Genomic DNA, 22,397 nt, shown 5'->3' on the forward strand with positions numbered 1-22,397 from the left:
GAGTGGCTACGGAGGGTGGCGTGCGGAGCTCTGCCGGTCCGCCTCCTCAGCCGTCTCTCGCGATCAGGCGTCGGGATGTTTGCGCAGATACTCTATGTAGATCGGGCGCAGCGCCTCGCCCAGCTGCCCCTCGCCGGAGGCGATGGCGTCGCTGAGCAGCGCGGAAACCCGGCTGAGGTCATGGGCGGCCTCCGCGCCGTGACCGCTGGCGGCCTCGGCGGCCGGGATGACCTTCAGCAGATCCCAGAGAAACCCCAGGTCTCCGTGGCGTACGGCGTAACGTACCGCCCGATCGTGCAACTCGTCGGCCGGCAGCGACTCGAGCCCGTTCGCGTCCATCTTGCTCCCTCCCTCGACGCCCCCTGCCCGAGTTGGGCCGGCGATAACCGGCGACTACGCAGAGTAGCCGCCGGAAACGCGCAGACTGCGCCACTATCGAAGTACCGAGCTCAAGTGGGAGGATCAAGCAGCGTGAGATTCATCATCAGAACCATTGCGGCGGCGGTGGCCCTATGGGTGGCCATCCAGCTCGTCCCCGGCATCGGGGTCAGCGCCCCCGCGAACTCCGCCCAATACTGGGGCGTCCTGCTGATCGTGGCGTTGATCTTCGGCCTCGTGAACGCCATCGTCAAGCCCATCGTCAAGGCACTCGGGTGCGCCATCGTCGTGCTGACACTCGGCCTCTTCCTGCTCGTCATCAACGCGGCCATGCTGCTGCTGACGAGCTGGATCGCCGGCCAGCTCGACATCCCCTTCCACGTCTCGAACTTCTACCCGGCCGCGTTCTGGGGCGCGATCATCGTCAGCGTCGTGAGCTGGCTGCTGGGTCTCATCCTCCCCGACGGCGACTGAACTTGCACGTGGAGCTCGACGGCGCCGGCCTGACCTGCGCGCAGGTCCACGAGGCCGCGTACGGCGGGGCCCGGGTCACGATCGCCTCCCTGGATCGCGCCCGGGCCGCGTGGGCCACCGCCCAGGAGCTCAAGGGCCCCGTGTACGGGCGGAGCACCGGCGTGGGCGCCAACAGGGGCGTACTCGTCGAAGAGCCCGGCCTCGACCTGCTCCGCAGCCACGTGTGCGGCGCCGGCCCGCTGATCCCGCCGGCCCGCGCCCGGGCCATGCTCGTGGTCCGGCTCAACCAGCTCGCCGCGGGCGGCTCCGGCATCGACCCCGCCGTGCTCCCGGTGCTGGCCGACGCGATCAACGGCGGCTTCACCCCGCCGATCCAGACGTACGGCGCCATCGGCACCGGCGACCTCACGGCCCTCGCCACCACCGCCCTGTGCCTGCTGGGCGAGCTTCCCTGGCACCACGAGCTCCCGCCGTCCCCCGCCGACCAGCCCCGCTTTCCGCTCGCCTCCGGGGACGCGCTGCCGTTCATCAGCTCGGGGGCCGCCACGCTCGCCGACGCCGCCATCGCCTGCCATCGCCTCCGCCATCTCCTGGAGGCCGCCGTCGACGTCGCCGCGATGTCGTTCGCCGCCGTGCACGCCTCGGCGGAGCCGCTGGCCGCCGCCGTACAGGAGGCCCGGCCCCACCCCGGGCAGGCCGCCGTCGCCGCACGCCTGCGCGGCCTGCTCACCCAGGCGCCGGGGACCCGCGTGCAGGACCCGTACGGCTACCGAGCCTTCGCCCAGGTGCACGGCGCCGCCATGGACACGCTCGACCGAGCGGCCGCCGCCGTCGAGACCGACCTCAACGCCGCCACCGAGAACCCTCTCTTCTCAGGATCCCTGGCCTGGCACAACGGCAACTTCCACTCGGCCCCGGTGTCCCTGGCGCTCGACGCGCTGCGTGCCGCGCTCGTGCAGGCGGCACAGCTCAGCGCCGCCCGCCTGGCCACCCTCATGGACCCCGGCTACACCGGCCGCCACCCCTTCCTCGCCGACCGGCCCGGCTCGTCGGGGCTGCTGATCCTGGAGTACGTGGCCCAGGACGCCCTCGCCGAACTCCGCCACCTCGCCCACCCGGTGACGACGGGCACGGCGGTGATCTCCCTCGGCACGGAGGACCACGCGGGCTTCGCCACCCAGGCCGCCCGCCACGCACTCCGCTGCCTGGAGCCCTTGGAGATCGTCCTGGCCTGCGAGCACACGGCCGCCACCCGCGCCCTCAACGGCCCCACCCCGGACCGCCCCCTCACCGCCGACCTGACCACCTCCCGTCACGCTCTCCACCAACCCCTCTGACCCCTCTGGGGGACGCGAAAGTGTCAGGCTCCCGTCAGGGGAACCCGGGCCACCGACCCCCGTTCCCTGAGCGTGGGCGCCTGCACCACGCGGCGGCGTCGGGTCCCGCCGTCGGTCGCCGCCGAGATCAGCCGGACCGCCGCCCGGACGATCCCGTCGATGTCCCAGTCGACGGTCGTGAGCCCAGGCGTGAGCAGCCCCGACATCGGGTGGTCGTCGTACCCCATGATCGACACGTCACCGGGAACGGCCAGCCCCAGCTCCTGAGCCGCCGCGTAAACCCCGTAGGCGATGGAGTCGGCGAAGCAGAACACCGCGCTCGGCCCCCGGGCGGTCAGGAGGTCGCGGGCGGCCGAGGTGGCGCCGGCGAGGCCGTGAGGCGCGGTGGCGACCTCGATGTCGAGGCCCAGCCGGTCGGCCTCGGCCGTGACGTGCAGGTCGGCGGGACGGTCGGGCGTGCTGGCCCTGGTCGGGGTGAGGACGGCGATGCGGCGGTGGCCGAGGTCGCGCAGGTGCTCCAGGGCCATGGTCACGCCGCGCCGGTTGTCGAAGACGACCTCTCCGGCCGTGCCCTTGATCGAGTCGCCGATCGCGACCACCGGCAGCGACTCGCACAGCTCGGCCCAGAACGCCGCCGCCGGGTCGATCGGCTGGACGATCAGGCCGTCGACGCGCTGGTCGCGGAGCCGCTGGGCGAAGGCGCGCTCGCGGGCGGGATCGCCGACCGCGTCGAGGATCAGAGCGTAACGGTCTTTCTCCCGCAGGCCCCTGCTGATGCCGACCGCCAAGGACTGCTGCCACAGGTCCTCCAGCGAGCCGCACAGCAGCCCGATCATGCCTGTGCGCCCGCTGGCCAGGGCCCTGGCGATGGGGTCGGCCTCGTAGCCGAGCTCGGCCGCCGCGGCACGCACCCGCTCCATGGTCTCCTCGGACACCTGCAGGCCGCGCAGGGCATAGGAGACGGCCGCGGGTGACAGGCCCGTGGCCTGGGCCACCTCACGGATCGTGGCTCTCTTCCGAGGCATTCAGCCAGCCTATTCGGTGACAACGACAGAACCGCCGTTTCCGCCACGCCGTCTGTCGATCCGCCCGCTCCCCGACGCCGTTGACAAGCGGCAAGTGAAGCGGTTCACTGAACCGTATCACTGAAACGCTTCACGGTAGCGACGACGCAGGGCAGCCGGTTAACATGTAATGTAAGTAGGAAATAGGGGAAGGAGGCAGCCGTGAGCGTCGACGTCCATCAGCATGTGTGGACCCACTCGTTCGTCGATGCCCTGCGCGCCCGCACCTCCCCGCCCTACGTGGACGGCTGGACGCTGATCCTCGACGGCGAGCCCCCGTACGAGATCGACCCCGACGACCGCAGGGACACCACCGGCCTGGAGCTGGCGCTGGTGTCGATGTCGAGCCCGCTCGGCGTCGAGTCCCTGCCGCCCGAGGAGTCGTGGCCGTTGGTCGACGCCTACCACGACGGCGCGCTCGCGCTGGGCGAGCCGTTCGGGGCCTGGGCGTCCACGTGCCTCAGCGAGCCCGACCCCGACCGCCTGGCGAAGGACCTCGAGCGCGGCTTCACCGGGCTGCAGATCCCCGCGACAGTGCTCCCCGACGACCGGCTGCTCGAGGTGCTGACGGACAGGGACCTGCCGCTGTTCGTCCACCCGGGCCCCGCCGCCCCGGCCCCCGGCACGCCGCCGTGGTGGCCCGCCGTGGTGCCGTACGTGCAGCAGTTGCACGCCGCCTGGCACTACTTCCACGCCGTGGTACGGCCCAGGCACCCCCGGCTGCGCGTCTGCTTCGCGGCGCTCGCGGGCCTGGCCCCGCTGCACTCCGAGCGCCTGATCGCCAGGGGCGGCGGCACCCGCGGCCTGGTCGATCCGGACTTCTTCGTGGAGACCTCCTCGTACGGCCCGCGCGCGATCGACGCGATCGTCCGCGAGCTGGGCATCGACGTCGTCGTCAACGGCTCCGACGCCCCCTACGCCACAGCACCCGAGCCCGGTCTCGGCGCGGCCGCCGGTCATGCCATCCGGGTCGTCAACCCCCGTCGTCTGCTTTTCAGAAGGGAGACTCGTACGTGAACACGATCCAGATCAAGGACGGGGGGACTTGTGCCCGGCTACCGGAGCGCACGCTCGACCGCCGCGAGCTGCGCGAGCTGGTGAACGAGCTGGCCGCCCACCCCGAGGAGTGGCGCGACCAGGTGGCCTTCCCGCAAGAGGGCGGCAGGCACTACGCCTCGCTCTACCGTGACGCGTACGTGGACGTATGGCTCCTGTGCTGGCGCCCGGAGGACGACACGGGCTGGCACGACCACGACATCTCCTCGGGAGCCGTCCACGTGGTGCAGGGCGCGCTGCTGGAGTGCAACCCCCGCATCGGCGGCGAGCACCTGGAGACCGTGGTCTCGGAGGGCCAGTCGTTCTCGTTCGGGCCCGACCACATACACCGGCTCAACGGCGCGGTCGACAACAGCGTCTCCATCCACGCCTACTCGCCGCCGCTGTGGCGGCTCGGCCAGTACTCGATCGACGACACCGGCGTCATGCGCCGCGTCTCGGTCAGCTACGCCGACGAGCTCAGGCCGCTGGACGACGCGGTGGTGGCCTGAGCACGTACCGGCCTCAGGCCGCCGGGCGACGCCGCGGCGGTCTCAGCACGCAGCAGCTTCCGCAGGGCTCGACATCGGGCAGTGTGATCCACAGGCAGCAGGTCCTGCGGAAGTAGCCGTCGCCGACGGGCTCGATCAGCCCGTCGACCGGCGGGCCGAGCTCCTTGAGCAGTCGCATGTAGTCGCCGGGCACGACCGACGTCAGCGGGTGGGCGAACGCCTCCGCCGTGGAACCCCACAGCGTGCGCTCGCCCACCTTCGCCACCGCCTCGATGGCCTTCACCAGCGGCCGCTGCGACTCCGCGAGCGCCTCGGCGATCGCGCGGGCGCCGGAGCCCCAGCTCACGCGCGTCGCGGCGACCGTCACCCCGGCCTCCGACACCTTGAAGTACGTGTCGGCGGGCCGCATGACCGGCACCCGCCCGTCCAGCGCCCAGCCGAGCGCCATGGGCAGCGTGTGCCAGTAGCTGTAGGTCTTCCAGAACAGCGCCGCCCCGACGTGGCGCGGCGCGTTCCAGCGCGCGGCCGTCTCGTCGATCAGCCCGACGAGCAGCTCGTGCGGCTCCCGCAGCAGCTCGGTGACCGGCGTCCAGCTCTCGTCGGGCTCGATGACCAATCCCGGTTCGACCCCGATGACCCCGCCCCGCCCGTCGGCGAGACGCTGGAGCGCCTCGGTCAGCACGCTGGAACCTCCCTATAGGTAAGCCTTACCTAAGGTAGCAGGCCGCCCCGCGAACCACCCAGCCACGATCTGGACCACGATCACTCCCAGCCCGGCCATCAGCGGCACCGACCAGCCGCCGGAGACCTGCCTGAGGAACCCGAACAGCAGCGGCCCCAGCGCCGCGATCACGTACCCCACGGACTGCGCCACGGCCGACAGCGCGGTCACGGTGGCCGGATCGGCGGGCCGCAGCGCGATGATCAGCAGCGCCAGCGCGAACGAGGCCCCCTGGCCGATCCCCAGCACGATCATCCATACCCACGGCGCCGTCGTCGGGGCCAGCAGCACGCCGAGGTAGCCCAGGACGGTCAGCACCCCGGAGCCCACCACGTACGGCACCTGCGACTCACGCCTGCCGGCCAGCACGGGGACCGCGAGCGCGGTGACCACCTGGACCAGGTTCGTCAGGCTGAGCAGGTAGCCCGCCTGGTCGGCGGCCAGTCCGGCCTCCAGGAAGATCGTCGGCAGCCAGGCCAGCATGACGTAGAAGGTCAGCGACTGCAGGCCCATGAGCGCGGTCACGTACCAGGTCACACGGCTCCTGAGCACCTCGCCGAACGGCCTGGGCCCGTTCTGCGCCTGACCCCGGCCGCGCAGCGCCTGGGGCAGCCAGAGCAGCGCGGCCAGCAGGGCCGGCACGGCGAGCAGCGCGGAGACGCCGCGCCAGCCGTACCCCGTGGCGTGCTCGACGGGGACGACCAGCCCGGAGGCGAGGGTGGCGCCGGCCACCACCGAGGCGACGTAGACGCCGGTCATGAGGTTGACCCGGGTGGGGAAATGCTGCTTGACGACGGCGGGCATGGAGACGTTCATGACGGCTATCGCGGTGGCGGCGAGGGCGGAGCCGAGGTAGAGCACGGGCGCGCCGTCGAGGCCGCGCAGGGTCACGCCCGCCGCGATGACGAGCAGCCCGGCCAGCAGCGTGCGGTCCAGCCCTAAACTGCGCGCGAGCATCGGCGTGACCAGCCCGAACACGCCCAGGCAGACCACCATGACCGTGGTGACCGCGCCGCCGCCGGCGGGCGAGAGGCCCACATCTTTCATGATCTCGTCGAGGAGCGGGGAGACGCCCGCGATGGCCGGGCGCAGGTTGAGCGCGGCCAGCACGAACCCCGCCACCAGCACGGCAGATCTCACCGACATAGGGCACCACTCTCGCATAACGCCGTGACAACGTTGTCTACCGGGTCGCGGTGAGACATGATCCTGGCGTGAGACCGACGATGAAGGACGTCGCCTCGGCCGCCGGTGTGGCACTCAAGACCGTCTCGCGCGTCGTGAACGGCGAGCCCGGCGTCCACCCGGCCACGGCCGAGCGGGTGCGCGCGGCCATCGACCGGCTGGGTTACCGCCGCAACGAGAGCGCCAGAGTGCTGCGCAGGGGCAGGACCGCCACGGTCGGGCTGGTCATCGAGGACCTGGCGGACCCGTTCTACGCCGGTCTCAGCCGGGCCGTCGAGGACGTCGTCATCGGGCACGGCTGCCTGCTGCTGAGCGGCTCGTCCGGAGAGGAGCCGGGCAGGGAGCGGGAGCTGGTCGAGACGTTCTGCGCGCGCCGGGTGGACGGGCTGATCGTGGTGCCCGCCGGCGAGGACCACACGTACCTGCGTCCCGAGCTGGAGGCCGGTACGCCGGTGGTGTTCGCGGACCGGCCGCCGGGGACGGGGATCGACCTGGACACGGTGCTCGCCGACAACGTGGGCGGCGCCGGGGAGGCGATCCGCCATCTCATGGGCCACGGCCACCGCAGGATCGCCTTCCTCGGTGACGACCCGGAGATCTTCACCGCCGCCGAACGGCTCAAGGGCTACCGCGAGGCGCTCGGGGGGCTGTTCGACGAGCGGCTGGTGTCGATGCGGCCGCCCTCCCTGGAGGCGGTACGCGCGGATCTGGCCCGCATGTTCGCGCTGGACGATCCGCCGTCGGCGCTGTTCACCGGCAACGGCCGCTACACCGTGACCGCCCTGCGCGCGCTCGACGGGCGGCCGGTGGCGCTCGTGGGGTTCGACGACTTCGAGCTGGCCGACCTGCTGAACCCGCGCGTGAGCGTGGTGGCGCAGGACCCCGCGTGGATGGGACGGGTGGCGGCCGAGCTGCTCTTCCGTCGCCTGCGCGGCGACTCCGGCCCACCGGAGCACATCGAGCTTCCGGTACGGCTCATCGCCCGCGGCTCCGGCGAGCTGCTCGCCCCCGGGTGACCTTCAGGCGAGCTTCTCCTCCACGCCCACGCTGCCAGGACCGGCACTGTCGCAGGTTCCCTGAGACTGCCCGTAGCCGCCGGGCGGCAGCGTCACCCACTCGCCCAGGACGTCGAGCGCCCGCCGGCAGACCACCACGGCGCGGAACATCCACGTCTCGCCCGTGGGATTGCTGCACGCGGCGACGCCGAGGTCGCTGCCCTGCCTCTGCACGACCGCGTCGCACTTGAGGACCTTGGCCACCGCGGGGGCAGGCGGCGCCATGCCCGCGACCACGAGACCGAAGGCCGCCGCGACGAACATCCCTTTGGACACTGCCCCTCCCCATCGTGGCAACTACTTGGTGCAACCGATCGTAAGCGAAGAGTGTCGATGACGTCTGGTAGACCGCAAGACGAAGCCCGCCATAGGTGCCGGCTCCGCTACCTGTGGTGGACCGCTGAACGCGGCCCGCCATATAGTCGTTTGCGCATCAGTTCAGAAAAAATGTTCACGCAACGACAGGAGCGCGCGCATGAATGCCGCCGACGTCGCACCCGAGACGCAGGCCAGGTTCCCCCTAGAGCTGATGTACGCCGCGGCCCAGCAGTACTACATGGAAGAGGCCACCCAGGGCGACATCGCCAAGCGGCTCGGCGTCTCCAGGGCGACGGTGAGCCGGCTGCTCACCGAGGCCCGCAGGCAGGGCATCGTGGAGATCAAGGTGCACCGTCCGGCCACGCTCGGGGACGGCCCGCTGGCCGCCGAGGTGGCCGAGGCGCTCCAGCTGCAGCGCGTCTACCTGGTCCCCAAGGTCAGCGGCCCCACCCTGGGCCCATGGCTGGCCCCCGCCGTGGCCCGCGCGCTGGCGGCGGTCGGGCTGGAGTCCGGCGACGTCGTGCTCGTCTCGTCGGGCACCACCGTCTACGAGTGCGCCCGCGAGGGGCTCGGCCACTATCCCGGGGTCACGATCGCCCCCGCGGTGGGCGGCCAGGAGGAGCCGCAGCCCTGGTTCCAGACCAACGAGACCACCCGCATCCTGGCCGAACGCCTCGGCGGCGTGCCCGCCTACCTCTACGCGCCCGCGCTGCCCGGCCCCGAGCTGTTCTACTCGCTCCAGCACGAACCGTCGGTGCGCCGGGTCATGGACCTGTGGGCGCACGCCAAGTGCGCCATCGTCGGCGTCGGCTCCGCTCCGCTGATGCGGCAGATGATGCCCGCCCTCATGCCGCGCGACGCCGACAGCCTGCGCGAGGCCGTGGGCGACGTGTGCATGCGCGTCTACGACCGCGACGGCGAGCCGATCACCTACCCCGGCAGCGAGCGCCTGGTCGCCACCCGGCTGGAGGAGCTGCGCCGCATTCCGACCACCATCGCGGTCGCGGTGGGCGCGGAGAAGGTGCTGTCCATCGTCGCGGGAGCCAAGGGCGGCTACTTCAACCAGCTCGTCACCGATGTCCCTACAGCAGAGGGCCTGGTGGCGGCTGCCCGTCAACTCTGAACGTTTTTGCTGGACAAAGTTTCAGAAGGCGCGCTACCGTGAGCCGCACCACAGGATGTGTCCCTTTGTGAGGGCCATGTCCTGTTTCGGGGGCAGTGCGTCATGAATCCCGGTAGCAAGTGAGGAACAGACCCGTGAACAGAGCGAAGATGCGGACCTCCACGTTCGCCGCAGTGGCAGTGCTCGCAGGCTCGGCGCTGGCCGCGTGCGGCTCCGGCTCCGGCTCCACCGGCGGGAACACCAGTGGTGGCGGCGCGGTCGAGAACGCCAAGGTGGCCTTCCTCATGCCCGACCTGGCCTCCACCCGGTACGAGCTGCAGGACAAGCCGCTGTTCGAGGCCAAGATGAAGCAGCTCTGCCCGACCTGCCAGGTCATCTACCAGAACGCCGACTCCGACGCCGCCAAGCAGCAGCAGCAGGCCAACTCGGCGCTCGCCCAGGGCGTCAAGGCCATCGTGATCGACCCGGTCGACTCCGCCGCCGCGGCCACCATCGTCAAGTCGGCCCAGTCGCAGCAGGTGCCGGTCATCGCCTACGACCGGCCCGTCCCGGCCACGCCCGCCGACTACTACATCTCGTTCGACAACGAGAAGATCGGCCAGATGATCGCCCAGTCCCTGGTCGACCACCTCAAGAAGGAGAACGCCAAGGGCGGCATCCTCGAGGTCAACGGCTCCCCCACGGACGCCGCGGCCGGCCTGATCAAGAAGGGCATCCACAGCGCGGTCGACCCGAGCGGCTTCAAGCTCCTGGCCGAGTACGACACGCCCGACTGGCAGCCGGAGAAGGCGCAGACCTGGGTCAGCGGCCAGATCACGCAGTTCAAGGACCAGATCGTGGGCGTCGTCGCGGCCAACGACGGCACCGGCGGCGGCTCGATCGCCGCGTTCAAGGCCGCCGGCGTGAAGGTGCCCCCGGTCACCGGCAACGACGCCGAGGTCGCCGCCGCGCAGCGCATCGTCGCGGGCGACCAGTACAACACCATCTCCAAGCCGATCAAGATCGTGGCCGAGGCCGCGGCGAACACGGCCTGGGAGTTCATGCAGGGCAAGAAGCCCGCAGGAAAGACCACGCTCTACAACACCCCCTCCGAGCTGTTCGTCCCCACGGTCGTGACCAAGGAGAACATCAAGGAGGTGCTGTTCGACAGCGGCATCATGAAGGCCGCCGACGTCTGCACCGGCGAGTACGCCAAGGGCTGCGAAGAGCTCGGCATCAAGTAGGAGAGCGCCGATGACCGTCCTGTCCCTGCGCGGGATCAGCAAGACCTTCGGCGCGGTGGCCGCGCTCACCGACATCGAGCTCGACGTCGCGGCCGGCCAGGTCGTCGCCGTCGTGGGCGACAACGGCGCGGGCAAGTCGACGCTGGTCAAGATCCTGTCCGGCGTGCACCCGCCGGACGCGGGCACGATCACGTTCGAGGGGAACGAGGTCGAGATCCCCACGCCGTCCGCCGCGCACAAGCTCGGCATCGCCACGGTCTTCCAGGACCTGGCGCTCTGCGAGAACCTCAACGTGATCCAGAACCTGTTCCTCGGCCAGGAGATCCGCCCGCTGCGCCTCAACGACGTGGCCATGGAGACCCGCTCCTGGGAGCTGCTCCGCCAGCTCTCCGCCAAGATCCCGAGCGTACGGGTGCCGGTCGCGGCGCTGTCGGGCGGCCAGCGGCAGACGGTGGCCATCGCCAGGTCGCTGCTCGGCGACCCGAAGATCATCATCCTCGACGAGCCCACCGCCGCGCTCGGCGTGGCCCAGACGGCCGAGGTGCTCAACCTCGTCGAACGGCTGCGCGAGAACGGCCTGGGCGTCATCATGATCAGCCACAACATGGCGGACGTGAAGGCTGTCGCCGACACCGTCGCGGTGCTGCGCCTGGGCCGCAACAACGGGGTGTTCGCCGTGGACGAGGTCTCCACCGAGGACATCATCGCCGCCATCACGGGCGCCACGGACAATGTCGTGTCCCGGCGGGCGCAGAGGGGGAACTCATGAGCACTTTGACGACAGACCGCCAGGACGAGCGGCTCCAGGACCGCGACGGGCTGCGCGGCGCGCTCGCCGACGTGCTCGACCGCGCCCGAGGCGGCGACCTCGGCGTCATCCCCGTCGTGGTCGGGCTCGTGGTCATCTGGACGGTGCTGCAGGTCCTGAACCCGATCTTCCTGTCCAGCGCGAACCTGGTGAACCTCACGCTGGAGTCCGCCGCCGTCGGCATCATCTCGCTCGGCATCGTGTGCGTGCTGCTCGTGGGCCAGATCGACCTGTCCGTAGGCTCGGTCAGCGGACTGTCGGGCGCGGTGCTCGCGGTCCTGTTCGTGGGCCAGGGGCTGCCGGTCTGGCTGTCCATCGCGGCCGCGGTGATCATGGGTGCGGTCATCGGCTGGGTGTACGGCCAGCTGTTCAACAGGTTCGGCGTGCCGAGCTTCGTGATCACGCTGGCCGGCCTGCTGGCCTTCCTCGGGCTCCAGCTGTACGTGTTGGGCACCAAGGGCTCGATCAACCTGCCGTTCGACTCGGGCCTGGTGAACTTCGCGCAGCTCGACTTCGTGCCGGCCTGGCTGTCGTACACGTTCGCGGTCATCGCGGCCGTGTGGCTGTTCGGCAGCGGGTACCTGCACGCGCAGCAGCGGCGCAAGGCCGGCCTGTCGGCCAGGAGCGTGTCGGTGCTGGCCGTCAGGAGCGCGGCGCTGCTGGTGGTGCTGGCGTTCGTGGTCTGGTACCTGGGCCAGACCCGCGGCGTGGGCTGGATGTTCGTCTTCTTCGTGGCGCTCGTGCTGATCATGCACTACCTGCTGTCGCGGACGAAGTGGGGCAGGGCCGTCTACGCCGTGGGCGGCAACGTGGAGGCCGCCCGCCGGGCCGGCATCAACGTCAAGGCCATCTACACCTCGGTGTTCGTGCTCTGCTCCACGTTCGCGGCGGTCGGTGGCATCCTGGCCGCGGCCAGGCTCGCGGCGGCCAACCAGTCCAGCGGCACGGGCGACGTCAACCTCAACGCCATCGCGGCGGCCGTAATCGGCGGGACGAGCCTGTTCGGCGGGCGCGGCACCGCGTTCGGCGCGCTGCTCGGCATCATCGTGATCCAGTCGATCTCCAGCGGCCTGACCCTGCTCAACCTCGACTCCTCGATCAGGTTCGTGGTCACCGGCGCGGTGCTGCTGCTCGCGGTGATCGTCGACTCCGTGTCGCGGCGGTCGAGGACCTCTCACGGCAGGGCCTGATGGCGATCATCTGCGTGGACGCCGGGACCACGGTCATCAAGGCGGTCGGGTACGACGCCGAGGGCGCGGAGGCGTTCGTCGCCCGGAGGGAGACCACGGTCTCCAGGCCCGCGCCCGGCCATGCCGAGCAGGACATGGGCGCCGTCTGGGAGGCGGTCGCCGCCACCGTGCGGGAGGTGGCCGCACAGGTGGACCGGAATGGCGACAGGGTCGACTTCGTGGCCGTGACGGCGCAGGGCGACGGCTGCTGGCTGGTCGACGACAAGGGCGAGCCGACCGGACCCGCCATCCTGTGGAACGACGCCAGGGCCGCCTCGACCGTGGACGCCTGGACCCGCTCCGGGGTCGCGGCCGACGCCTTCCGCCTGAACGGCTCGTCGGCCGCCTCGGGGCTGCCGCACGCGATCCTGACCTGGCTGCGCGCGAACGATCCCGGACGGCTCGAGCGGTCGAGCGCCATGCTGACCTGCGGCGGCTGGATCTTCGCGAAGCTGACCGGGGAGCTGGTGGCCGACGAGTCCGACGCGTCCGCGCCGTTCATGGACCTGCGGGCGCGTGCGTACTCCCCCTCGCTGCTCGCCATGTTCGGCCTGGAGTGGGCCGAGCGGCTGCTGCCCCCGATCCGCTCCAGTCATGTCGCCGAGCTGACCCGGGAGGCCGCCTCGGCGCTCGGCCTCCCCGCCGGGACGCCGGTCGCGATGGCCCCGTACGACATCGCCGCCACGGCGCTGGGCGCGGGCTCCGTGCGGGCCGGTCAGGCGTGCGGCATCCTCGGCACCACGCTCTGCACCGAGGTCATCGTCGACTCCGCCGATCTTGAGGGCGAGCCGATCGGGATCACGATCGCGATCCCCGGCGGCTACCTGCGGGCCTTCCCCACGTTCGCGGGCACGGAAGTGGTGCAGTGGACGTGCCGCATGCTGGGCCTGCACGGGCCGGCCGAGCTGGGCGACCTCGCGCTGCTGAGCCGGCCGGGCGCGCGCGGGCTGACGCTCCTGCCGTACCTGTCGCCCGCCGGTGAGCGGGCGCCGTTCTCCGACCCGCTGGCGAGGGGCTCCCTGCTGGGCATGTCGTTCGAGCACGGCCGCGAGGACGTGGCGCGGGCGACGCTCGAAGGGCTGACCATGGTCATCCGCGACTGCCTGGCCGCGACCGGCGCCGAGCCGACGGAGCTGCGCGTGTGCGGAGGCGGCTCGAACAGCACCGTCTGGCTCCAGCTGATCTCCGACATCACCGGGCTGCCCGTGCGCCGCCCGGCCGACTCCGAGGTGGGCGCGCGGGGCGCGTACCTGGTGGGGCTGGCCGCGACCGGCGCCGCTCCGTCCATCGCCGCGGCGGCCTCGAAGCACGTACGCATGCGTGACGCGGTCGAGCCCTCCCCCGTCCGCCAGGAGCTGTACACGCGGCTGTTCGACGACTTCCTGACGCTGCGCGGCACGAACGCGGCCTCCTGGCCGCTGCTCGCCGAGATGAGGGGCCGGAGATGAGCGTTTGGATCGGCGTCGACCTCGGGACGCAGAGCGTCCGGGTCATGGCCGTGACCGGCGACGGACAGGTGGTCGGGACGGCCAGCCGGGCGCTGACCAGCCACCGCGACGGACCCCGCCACGAGCAGGACCCCGAGCAGTGGTGGCGCGAGCTGTCCGTCGCCGCCCGCGAGGCGCTGCGGTACGTGCCCGCGTCGGAGGTGGCCGGCGTGGCCGTGGACGCGACCTCTGGAACGATCCTGCTCACGGACCCCTCAGGCAGGGCTCTGACGCCCGCGCTGATGTACGACGACCGGCGCGCCGACGCCGGGCGCGCCAACGAGGTGGGCGCGGCCGTCTGGGAGCGGCTGGGCTACCGGCGCATGCAGCCCAACTGGGCGCTGCCGAAGCTCCTCTGGCTGCTCAGGGACGCGGCCGAAGGGGCCCGGCTCGCTCACCAGAGCGATTTCGTCAACCGGCGGCTGGTCGGGCACGACGTGGCCACGGACCTGAGCAACGCGCTGAAGACCGGCGTCGATCTCATCGAGGAGCGCTGGCCCCTCGAGGTGATGGACGCGCTGGGGGTGCCCTCGCAGATCCTCCCCGAGGTCGTACGGCCCGGCACCCGGCTCGGCGTGGTCTGCGCCGAGGCCGCACAGGAGACCGGCATCCCCGCGGGCACGCCCGTGATCGCCGGGACCACCGACGGGTGCGCGGCCCAGCTCGGCGCGGGCGCCGACCGGGTGGGCAGCTGGAACTCGGTGCTGGGCACCACGCTGGTGCTCAAGGGCGTGACAAAAGAGCTGATCCACGACCCGCTCGGCGTCGTCTACTCGCACCGCGCGCCGGACGGCTCGTGGCTGCCCGGGGGCGCGTCGAGCACGGGCGCGGGTGTCCTGACGCGCGACCTGCCCGGCCGCGACCTCGACGCCCTGAGCGCCCAGGCGGGCGCCCGCCCGGGTCCGCCGGCGAGCGTCACGTATCCGCTGGTGTCGCGTGGTGAGCGCTTCCCGTTCGACGCCCCGGGGGCCGAGGGGTTCACCCTCGGGAGCCCGGCCGACGACGTCGAGCGCTACGCGGCGATCCTGCTCGGTGCGGCGTTCGTCGAGCGCCTCTGCTTCGACTACCTCGACCTGCTCGGCGCTCCCGTGGACGGCGAGATCATCCTGACCGGCGGCGCCACCCGCAGCGCGTACTGGACGCAGCTGCGGGCGGACGTCCTGGGACGTCCCGTGACGCTGCGGGAGAACGCCGAGCCCGCCCTGGGCATGGCCGTGCTGGCGTCCGGCGACTCCAGCGGGATGATCAGGACCCGGGGGGTGGTCGACCCGTCGGGAGCCGACCTCACCGAGGCGTACCTGCGCTTCGTCACGGAACTGGAGCGGCGCGGCTGGCTCGACGCGGCCGCCGCCGAACACGCGCGCGAGAGGACCGACCGATGACCGACCTCGTCCTCGTCCGCCACGGCGAGACCGTCTGGCACCCCGAGAACCGCTACGCCGGGATCAGCGACATCGAGCTGACCCCGCGCGGCCACGCCCAGGCCGCCCAACTCGCCGAGTGGGCCGGTCAGGCGGGCCTGTCCGGCGTGTGGGCCTCCACGCTCAGCCGGGCCCAGATCACGGCCGCCGCCGGCGCGGCCAAGGCCGGCGTCGCCCTCCAGACCGACGCCCGGCTGCGCGAGCTGGACTTCGGCGAGGGCGAGGGCCTGACCTCCGCCGAGATGGCGGCCCGGTTCCCGGAGGCGCGGGCCGCGTTCGAGTCGGACCCCGCCGAGCACCCGCTGCCCGGCGGCGAGGACCCGCACCAGGCCGCCGACCGGTTCGTCGCCGCGCTGAACGACATCGCCGCCGCCCATGCCGACGGGCGCGTCCTGGTGGTCGCGCACACCACCGCCATCAGGCTCGCCCTGTGCCGCCTGATCGGCGTGCCGCTGGGCGAGTACCGGCGGCTCTTCCCCCGCCTGGACAACTGCGCCCTCACCGAGCTGCGCCTTCGCGCTGGGCGGCGCGCCGCGCTGCTGCAGTACAACTCCCCGATTGGAGCCGTTCGTTGACCATCCGAGTCCTTGCCGCAGGCGACCACTTCGTCCGTAACAGCCTGCTCATCGACGCGCTCAGGCGCGAGGTCCCCGGCGAGGTTGACGTCCGTGAGCTGACGCTGCCGTGGCCGGTCGAGCCGTTCGGCCGGGTGGGCGAGGTGGACGAGGCGTCGGACGTGGAGGACGAGCTGATCGAGGCGCTGCGCGGCGTCGAGGTCTGCGTGACCCAGATGGCCCCCCTGACCAAGCGCGTCCTGGACGCCTCCCCCGACCTGCGGCTGTTCTGCGTGAGCCGGGGCGGCCCCGTGAACGCCAACCTGGAGGCGGCCAAGGCGGCGGGCGTGGCGGTGACGTTCGCGCCCGGCCGCAACGCGGTGGCCACCGCCGAGCACACCCTGGCCATGCTGCTCGCCGCCACCCGCAGGATCCCCCAGACGCACAACGACCTGGCGGGCGGCGTGTGGCGGGGCGACTACTACATGTACGACAACGTCGGCCCCGAGCTGGACGGCAACACGGTCGGCCTGGTCGGCTACGGCGCCATCGGCCGCCGCGTGGCCCGCATGCTCGAGGGCTTCGGCGCCGACGTGCTGGTCTACGACCCGTACGTGGACGTGCCTGGCAAGGTGGAGCTGGACGAGCTGCTCCGCCGCTCCCACTTCGTCTCCCTGCACGCCCGTGCCACCCCCGAGACCATCGGCATGATCGGCGCGGCGCAGATCGCCGCCATGCCCCCCGGCTCGGTCCTGGTCAACTGCGCCCGGGGCGCGCTGCTCGACTACGACGCCGTGTGCGACGCGCTGGACTCGGGTCACCTGTTCGGCGCCGCGATGGACGTCTTCCCCGAGGAGCCCATCCCGCCCGGCTCCCGCCTGCTCACGACCCCCAACCTGATCATGACTCCGCACCTGGCCGGGGCCAGCAAGCAGACGGCCATGAACGCGGCCTCTATCGTGGCCGCGGACGTGGCCCGCTATGTGCGCGGCGAGCCGCTGGCCCACGTGGCCACCGTCTGATCCCTGGCTCCGCGTGGTCAGCGGATGCGCTCCAGCGTGCCCTCGGGGCTCGTCACCACCGTGACGCTGAAGTCGTAGCTGGTGCCGGGCACGTCGCCGCCGCCCGCGGCGACCACCAGCGCGCCCTTGGACATGCCGAGCCCGACCAGGGCGACGAGGTCGCCGCCGCCGTCGGGCAGCCAGGTGGTGAGCACGACGTCGGGCTCGGCCAGGCGTACGGGGAGGTCGAGCTCGGTCATCCTGGTCAGCAGGTCGGCGTGGGACAGCCGGCGGCCGTCCGCCGTCAGCAGCGCGTCCTGGCGCTTGGCGTCGAGCACGGGCAGCGCGGTGGGCTCCAACGTGAGCAGCCCGCGGAAGTCGATCGTGTCGAGCGCCGCGCCCAGCGAGATGACCTGCCGCACCCGGGACTCGTCGGCCGCCCGGACCGCCGTCTCCGCCAGGTCGGGAGTGGTGATCAGGGTGCGGGCGTCGCACTCGCGCAGCCGGGCGGCCATCTCGCCGGCGCCGAGCGAGGGGTCGATCGGCGCCGCCACCCCGCCCGCGGCCAGCACGGTGTGCACGGCCAGCGTCTGGGCGCCGGCCGTCGAGACGAGCACGCCCACCACCTGGTCGCGCCGCGCGCCTCTGCGTACGAGCCCGGAAGCCGCCCTGGTCACCTCGGTCACCAGCCGCCGGTAGCCGTAGACGTGGCCGCCACGCAGGTCGACGAGCGCCGGCCGCTCGCCGCGCTCGTAGGCCTGGCGGAACACCTCGTGGATCACGGTGCCGGTGGTCGAGGCGGTGGGCTTCATGCCCGCCAACGTACGGCTGAGCGGCCCGACCAGCATCCACCGATGTATGTAGGCCGATGTGCATTCCAGCGGGGCGGGCCCGAGCCCTGCGCGACTCGAGCCCGCGGTCACGCGCCCGGAGCCGGGCCCCCACCCCTCCGAGGAGGCCCAGCCCCGTGCGGACGCGTGACGTCCGCGATCGATCGGCCACTCCCCGAGTGGCCGATCACACTTAGCAACGTTAGGTGTGCAGACGGCGGCAGCACATGCGCCGACATCGCCATTAGAGGATGTAACCGGCCCTGCACCGTGATGTGTAGAGAGGTGCACGGGTCAGCGGCTCTCGATGACCCATGCGGCGATCTGTGTACGTGTGGAGAAGCCCAGCTTGGACAGGATGTTGGCCACGTGGCGGGCGGCTGTCGCGGGGCTGATGATGAGTTCGTCGGCTATGGCCCGATTGCTGAGCCCTCTGGCGATCAGCTCGGCGATCTCGCGTTCCCTTGCCGTGAGCCGGCTGTCCTGGTGGACCGATATGACGGGCGTGGGGGGCCGCTCGGGCAGCGCTCCGTCGAGGGCGCACGCCACGGCCTGCTCGGCGGTCATGCCCGTGCCCTCGGCCCACAGCATGCCGACCACGGCCTCGCCGAGCTCCGCCCGCGCAGGGCGCAGCACGTCCTCGGTACGCGCGTCCGGCTGCCGGCCGCGCAGCGCCACCGAGGCGGCGGCCAGCAGGACCGCGCGCCGGAGGTCGCCCTCGGCGCTGACCAGGACCGCCCATTCCTCCAGCCGCCTGGCGATGCCGGAACGCAGCCCCGCGTCGCGGCTGAGCACCAGCGCCTCGGTGAGCCTGGCCCTGGCCTCCACCAGGTCGCCCTCGTCGAGCGCCACCTTGCCGAGCCCGGCCAGGCAGCTCACGATCTGCTGCCTGGCGTCCACGTGCCGCAGCAGCCGCAGCCCCGACTCGTAGTGCCGCTTGGCCACCGCGGAGTCGCCGGAATGCCTGGCCACCTGGGCGAGCCCGATGTGGGCGAAGGCCTGGCCGACGTGGTTGTCGAGGTCCTCGGTGATCGCCAGGACCTCCTCGAACGCGCGCTGGGCCTCGTGCAGTCGGCCGTGGTGCAGGCTGATCTGTGCCTTGGTGCCCTGGGCCAGTGACTCCAGGACCAGGTCGCCCGACTGCCCGGCATGCTCCAGAGCGCGGGACAGGGTGTCGGGCTGGCCGGTGAGCTGGGCCAGCACGATCAGGCCGATGGCCTCGCCGTACCCGTCCTTGACCGATCTGCACAGGTCGAGGCCCGCACGTGTGCACCTCGTGGCCGGCTCCAGATCGCCCGCCGCCAGCGCCAGCTCGCCGCGCAGGATCGTGGCCTGGCCGCGCAGCTCCCGCCGCACCTGCGGGGCGCCGAGCGCCAGCAGGCGGTCGAGCCGCTCTGTCACGTCGAGCTTCCTGCCGCTGCCGACCAGCAGGTAGCGGATGTCGGTCAGCAGGCCGAGCCCGGTCTCCGGCTGCCCGTTGGCGATCGACCAGTCGCAGGCCGAGCCGAGCTCGGCCTTGAGCGCGTCGAAGAGGTTGACGTACCGCTCGATCACCGGCCACGACGTGCGCGCGCCCGGCGCGATCGCCTCCTTGAACCGGGCCGCCATCGCGGCCAGCGCCGTCAGGTGCCGCTGCCGCAGCTCGGCCTCCTCCCCGGACTCGGCGAGCTGCTCCAGCGCATAGTCGCGTACGGTCTCCAGCAGCCGGTAACGGGCCTGACCGGCGATCTCCCCGTCCAGGGCGACCAGCGACTTGTCCACCAGGTCGCAGAGCCTGAGCAGCACGTCCTCCTCGGCCAGCCCCGGGCCCGAGCAGACGGCTTCGGCCAGGTCGAGCGTCCACGAGGAGCGGAAGGCGGCCGTGCGGCGCAGCAGCAGGCGCTCCTGCGGGGTGAGCAGCCGGTAGCTCCAGTCCACGGCGGCCCTGAGCGTACGGTGCCGGGCCGGGGCCGTACGCGCGCCGCCCGCCAGCAGCCTGAACCGGTCGTCGAGCCGCTCGACGAGCTGGCCGACCGACACCACCCTGACCATGGCGGCGGCCAGCTCGATCGCCAGCGGCAGGCCGTCGAGCGCCTGGCACAGCTCCACGACCAGCGGCCGCGTCTCGTCGGTCAGCGTGAAGTCGGGCCTGGCGGCGGTGGCCCTGGCCACGAACAGCCGCACGGCCTCGCTCTCCTCCCCGTCCACCGACAGTTCCACCGACAGGGGCGGCACCCGCCACACCGTCTCGCCCGGCACGCGCAGCGGCTCCCTGCTGGTGGCCAGCACGGTGAGCCCTGGGCAGGCGCCGAGCAGGTCACGGCAGAGCTCCGCGCACTCGCCGATCACGGGCTCGCAGTTGTCGAGCAGCAGGAGCGCGCGCCGCCCGCCGATCGTCTCGGCCAGGTCGCCCACGATGCCGAGCGCGGCGGCGACGTAACCTCTCAGCTCGCCCTTCTCCAGGTCCGCCAGCTCGATCAGCCACACGCCGCCCGGGTGGTCGGAGGCGATCCTGTCGGCCAGCCGCAGGGCCAGCCGGGTCTTCCCGATGCCTCCCGCGCCGCACAGGGTCACGGCCCGCGACACGCGCATCAGGTGGACGAGCTCGTCGAGGTCGGACTCCCGACCCACGAACGCGTTCGGCTCGGCCGGCAGGTTGCTGAAGTCAGCAGATCGCAGCATCACTGTGAGTGTGTCACCAACTACGCCATGCGCCCAGACGTAATCGTGGAGAACTGTCAGTGCCCGCGGGCACATTCACTCCATTGCGGCCTCGATGACATCCTGGACGATCGTGGTCACCGCGTCGGCCCGCGACCCCGGATGCTCCAGCACCACCCCAACCGCCACCTCGGGCGCGTTCGCGGGTGCGAAGGCGGTGATGACCGCGTGGTCGTCCGTCCCCGGGACGGCCTTCGAGGCGGGAAATCCTGGCGCTCCCACTCCGGACCCCCTGGACGCCCCGGCGTGCGGCGCCATCGTCATCATGGCCACCAGGTCCTTCGCCACCGCGGGCGACACGGCCCGCCGGTAGACCGCGGGGGCGGCACGGTCGACGACCGAGCCGTCCGGCAGCCGTACCTCCTCCACCAGGTACGGCCGCATCAGCACCCCGTCGTTGGCCACGGCCGCCGACAGCATGGCGACCATCAGCGGCGTCACCCGGCTGTCGTGGTGCCCGATCGCCGACAGGGCGGTCTGCGACCTGTCCATGCCGAGCGGATACCGGCTCGCGTCCGCCGCCAGCGGGACGCTCAGGCTCGGCGCGTTGAACCCGAACGCCTCGGCCTGATCCCTGAGCAGGTCCTGCCCGAGCTGGAGCCCGATGTTGGCGAACGCGGTGTTGCAGGACACCTGGAACGCGTACGTCAGCGTCGGCCGGGCCTCCCCGCACCCGCCGCCACCGGCGTTCTCCAGGACCGTCGAGGTCCCGGGGAGCCGCAGCCGGACGGGGGCGTCCACCAGCGCATACGGGGTGTACTCGCCGGAGGCCAGCGCCGCCGCGGCCGTGACCAGCTTGAACGTGGACCCGGGCGGATAGAGCCGGTTCAGCGCCCGGTTGAGCAGGGGGTGCGACGGATCCTCCCCGAGCCGGCGCGCGGTCTCGGAGAGCCGCGCCGGGTCGAAGGTGGTGAGGGCGTTCGGGTCGTACGTCGGATAGGTGGCCAGTGCCAGGATCGCCCCGGTCGCCGGGTCGATGGCCACCACCGCCCCCGGCAGCCCCGTCGCCTTGAGCCCCTCGTACGCGGCCCGCTGCACCCGGTCCCTGATCGTCAGCCGGACGTCCGCCCCCTCCACGACACCGTCCCTGACCAGCGACCGCACCTTGACCTTGGCGTCCTCCCCGGACAGCACGCCGTCGCGCGCCTGCTCGATCCCGGTGGAGCGGTAGAGCGACATGTGCCCGGTGACCGCGGCGTACAGCTCGCCGTCCCGGTAGGACCTCCGGTAGAGGTACGGGCCGGCGCCGGTCGGGCGGCTCGTGGCGATCGGCGTGCCGTCATAGGTGAGGATGTCGCCGCGCGGATGGTCGAACCTGGCGATCAGCGGCCGCTCGTTCCTGCGGTCGGAGTTGAGCACGCGCGAGCCGAACGCCTGGATGAGCGTTATGTGCGCCAGCACGAGGAACAGCATCGCCGAGCAGCACCTGGCGACGCGACGGAGCGGCTCGTTGATCCGCTCCGCCCTCGATCCGGCCATGGATCTTGGTTTAACAGCCGGAACGCAAAGGCGCGGCTAGAGGATGCTGCGGTAGTAGGAGATCTTGTTGTGGATGTAGTTCTGCCGCTCGGTGAGGTTGTCGATCTGCGCCCGGACCTGCCGGTCGTGCTCCTCCAGGAGCTTGATCCGGTCGGGGATCGTGTGGTCTCCCGCGCGTACGAGCTCGGCGAAGCGCTGCATCTGGCGGATGGGCATGCCCGTGTCACGCAGGCACCGGAGTGTGCCGAGCCAGCCGACGTCCTCCTGGCTGAACCTGCGTTGCCCGGCCGCGTTGCGGCCGACGCGCTCCAGCAGGCCGATCTTCTCGTAGTAACGCAGGGTGTCGAGGCTGAAGCCGGTCTCCTCGACCACTTCCGCAGGTGTGTAGACACTCATGCGACCTCCTTCGTCGGTCGCATGAGTGTGACACTGCTGTGTCCATTGGTTCGCTCGCTACGCTCGC

Annotated in this window: 22 protein-coding genes; 13 read left to right on the forward strand and 9 right to left on the reverse strand. The window is 71.8% G+C overall.

Features of this window, described 5'->3' with window-relative positions; translation table 11 throughout:
• Positions 1–63 precede the first annotated feature (63 nt).
• Positions 64–339 carry a hypothetical protein gene (locus ABD830_RS24040; protein ID WP_344991303.1) on the reverse strand — a complete coding sequence of 92 codons (276 nt, stop codon included), beginning with the start codon at positions 337–339 and terminating at the stop codon, positions 64–66.
• 132 nt (positions 340–471) lie between these two features.
• Here ABD830_RS24040 and ABD830_RS24045 point away from each other — a divergent pair, with 132 nt between their 5' ends.
• Both ABD830_RS24045 and ABD830_RS24050 read left to right on the forward strand, forming a co-directional pair.
• Positions 472–852, forward strand: a complete 381-nt coding sequence (locus ABD830_RS24045) for a phage holin family protein (RefSeq protein ID WP_344991306.1) — start codon at positions 472–474, stop codon at positions 850–852.
• Between the two features lie 8 nt (positions 853–860).
• Positions 861–2,189, forward strand: a complete 1,329-nt coding sequence (locus ABD830_RS24050; RefSeq protein ID WP_344992993.1) for an aromatic amino acid lyase — start codon at positions 861–863, stop codon at positions 2,187–2,189.
• A gap of 23 nt (positions 2,190–2,212) precedes the next feature.
• Here the strand turns inward: ABD830_RS24050 and ABD830_RS24055 are convergent, their stop codons facing one another.
• Positions 2,213–3,214, reverse strand: coding sequence for a LacI family DNA-binding transcriptional regulator (locus ABD830_RS24055; protein WP_344991309.1), 1,002 nt, complete (start codon positions 3,212–3,214; stop codon positions 2,213–2,215).
• 201 nt (positions 3,215–3,415) lie between these two features.
• Here ABD830_RS24055 and ABD830_RS24060 point away from each other — a divergent pair, with 201 nt between their 5' ends.
• On the forward strand, positions 3,416–4,270 hold the full coding sequence (locus tag ABD830_RS24060) for an amidohydrolase family protein (RefSeq protein WP_344991312.1): 855 nt from the start codon (positions 3,416–3,418) through the stop codon (positions 4,268–4,270).
• A complete protein-coding gene (locus ABD830_RS24065) occupies positions 4,267–4,800 on the forward strand; it encodes a cysteine dioxygenase (RefSeq protein WP_344991315.1) in 534 nt (177 codons plus the stop codon). The genes ABD830_RS24060 and ABD830_RS24065 overlap by 4 nt, the downstream gene beginning before the upstream one ends.
• Before the next feature lie 13 nt (positions 4,801–4,813).
• On the opposite strand, the gene ABD830_RS24070 is transcribed toward ABD830_RS24065, so the two are convergent.
• Together ABD830_RS24070 and ABD830_RS24075 are read right to left on the reverse strand one after the other, a co-directional pair.
• Entirely contained in the window at positions 4,814–5,482 is a 669-nt protein-coding gene (locus tag ABD830_RS24070; RefSeq protein ID WP_344991318.1) for a hypothetical protein, read from the reverse strand.
• Between the two features lie 12 nt (positions 5,483–5,494).
• Positions 5,495–6,667, reverse strand: a complete 1,173-nt coding sequence (locus ABD830_RS24075; protein WP_344991321.1) for a CynX/NimT family MFS transporter — start codon at positions 6,665–6,667, stop codon at positions 5,495–5,497.
• A gap of 68 nt (positions 6,668–6,735) precedes the next feature.
• On the opposite strand from ABD830_RS24075, the gene ABD830_RS24080 reads away from it, so the two are divergent.
• Entirely contained in the window at positions 6,736–7,722 is a 987-nt protein-coding gene (locus ABD830_RS24080) for a LacI family DNA-binding transcriptional regulator (protein ID WP_378520761.1), read from the forward strand.
• A gap of 3 nt (positions 7,723–7,725) precedes the next feature.
• Here the strand turns inward: ABD830_RS24080 and ABD830_RS24085 are convergent, their stop codons facing one another.
• On the reverse strand, positions 7,726–8,037 hold the full coding sequence (locus ABD830_RS24085) for a hypothetical protein (RefSeq protein WP_344991323.1): 312 nt from the start codon (positions 8,035–8,037) through the stop codon (positions 7,726–7,728).
• A 199-nt stretch (positions 8,038–8,236) separates the two neighbouring features.
• Between ABD830_RS24085 and ABD830_RS24090 the strand changes: the two genes are divergently transcribed.
• The 8 genes from ABD830_RS24090 to ABD830_RS24125 all read left to right on the forward strand — a co-directional run bounded on the left by ABD830_RS24090 (position 8,237) and on the right by ABD830_RS24125 (position 16,946).
• Positions 8,237–9,202: a sugar-binding transcriptional regulator gene (locus ABD830_RS24090; protein WP_344991326.1), complete on the forward strand. Its 966-nt coding sequence runs from the start codon at positions 8,237–8,239 to the stop codon at positions 9,200–9,202.
• Positions 9,203–9,336: 134 nt separating this feature from the next.
• A complete protein-coding gene (locus ABD830_RS24095; protein ID WP_344991329.1) occupies positions 9,337–10,425 on the forward strand; it encodes an ABC transporter substrate-binding protein in 1,089 nt (362 codons plus the stop codon).
• Between the two features lie 10 nt (positions 10,426–10,435).
• A complete protein-coding gene (locus ABD830_RS24100) occupies positions 10,436–11,194 on the forward strand; it encodes an ATP-binding cassette domain-containing protein (protein WP_344991332.1) in 759 nt (252 codons plus the stop codon).
• A complete protein-coding gene (locus ABD830_RS24105; protein ID WP_344991336.1) occupies positions 11,191–12,423 on the forward strand; it encodes a sugar ABC transporter permease in 1,233 nt (410 codons plus the stop codon). The genes ABD830_RS24100 and ABD830_RS24105 overlap by 4 nt, the downstream gene beginning before the upstream one ends.
• Positions 12,423–13,910 carry an FGGY family carbohydrate kinase gene (locus tag ABD830_RS24110; RefSeq protein ID WP_344991339.1) on the forward strand — a complete coding sequence of 496 codons (1,488 nt, stop codon included), beginning with the start codon at positions 12,423–12,425 and terminating at the stop codon, positions 13,908–13,910. The genes ABD830_RS24105 and ABD830_RS24110 overlap by 1 nt, the downstream gene beginning before the upstream one ends.
• Complete coding sequence (locus ABD830_RS24115) at positions 13,907–15,331, forward strand: FGGY-family carbohydrate kinase (protein ID WP_344991342.1); 1,425 nt, start codon at positions 13,907–13,909, stop codon at positions 15,329–15,331. Before ABD830_RS24110 ends, ABD830_RS24115 begins: the two co-directional genes overlap by 4 nt.
• Positions 15,328–15,945, forward strand: a complete 618-nt coding sequence (locus ABD830_RS24120; protein ID WP_344991345.1) for a histidine phosphatase family protein — start codon at positions 15,328–15,330, stop codon at positions 15,943–15,945. Before ABD830_RS24115 ends, ABD830_RS24120 begins: the two co-directional genes overlap by 4 nt.
• Positions 15,942–16,946, forward strand: a complete 1,005-nt coding sequence (locus ABD830_RS24125; RefSeq protein ID WP_344991348.1) for a 2-hydroxyacid dehydrogenase — start codon at positions 15,942–15,944, stop codon at positions 16,944–16,946. The genes ABD830_RS24120 and ABD830_RS24125 overlap by 4 nt, the downstream gene beginning before the upstream one ends.
• A 17-nt stretch (positions 16,947–16,963) precedes the next feature.
• Here the strand turns inward: ABD830_RS24125 and ABD830_RS24130 are convergent, their stop codons facing one another.
• From ABD830_RS24130 to ABD830_RS24145, 4 genes are all read right to left on the reverse strand, one after another.
• Complete coding sequence (locus ABD830_RS24130; protein ID WP_344991351.1) at positions 16,964–17,737, reverse strand: AMP-binding protein; 774 nt, start codon at positions 17,735–17,737, stop codon at positions 16,964–16,966.
• 312 nt (positions 17,738–18,049) lie between these two features.
• On the reverse strand, positions 18,050–20,416 hold the full coding sequence (locus tag ABD830_RS24135; RefSeq protein WP_344991354.1) for an ATP-binding protein: 2,367 nt from the start codon (positions 20,414–20,416) through the stop codon (positions 18,050–18,052).
• A gap of 75 nt (positions 20,417–20,491) precedes the next feature.
• Positions 20,492–21,934 (reverse strand): penicillin-binding transpeptidase domain-containing protein, encoded by a 1,443-nt coding sequence (locus ABD830_RS24140; protein ID WP_344991357.1) that lies wholly within the window; start codon positions 21,932–21,934, stop codon positions 20,492–20,494.
• A 36-nt stretch (positions 21,935–21,970) separates the two neighbouring features.
• Positions 21,971–22,330, reverse strand: a complete 360-nt coding sequence (locus ABD830_RS24145; RefSeq protein WP_344991360.1) for a MerR family transcriptional regulator — start codon at positions 22,328–22,330, stop codon at positions 21,971–21,973.
• Positions 22,331–22,397: the final 67 nt, after the last annotated feature.

It is taken from the genome of Nonomuraea helvata, from assembly GCF_039535785.1.
In the GTDB taxonomy this organism is placed as follows: domain Bacteria; phylum Actinomycetota; class Actinomycetes; order Streptosporangiales; family Streptosporangiaceae; genus Nonomuraea; species Nonomuraea helvata.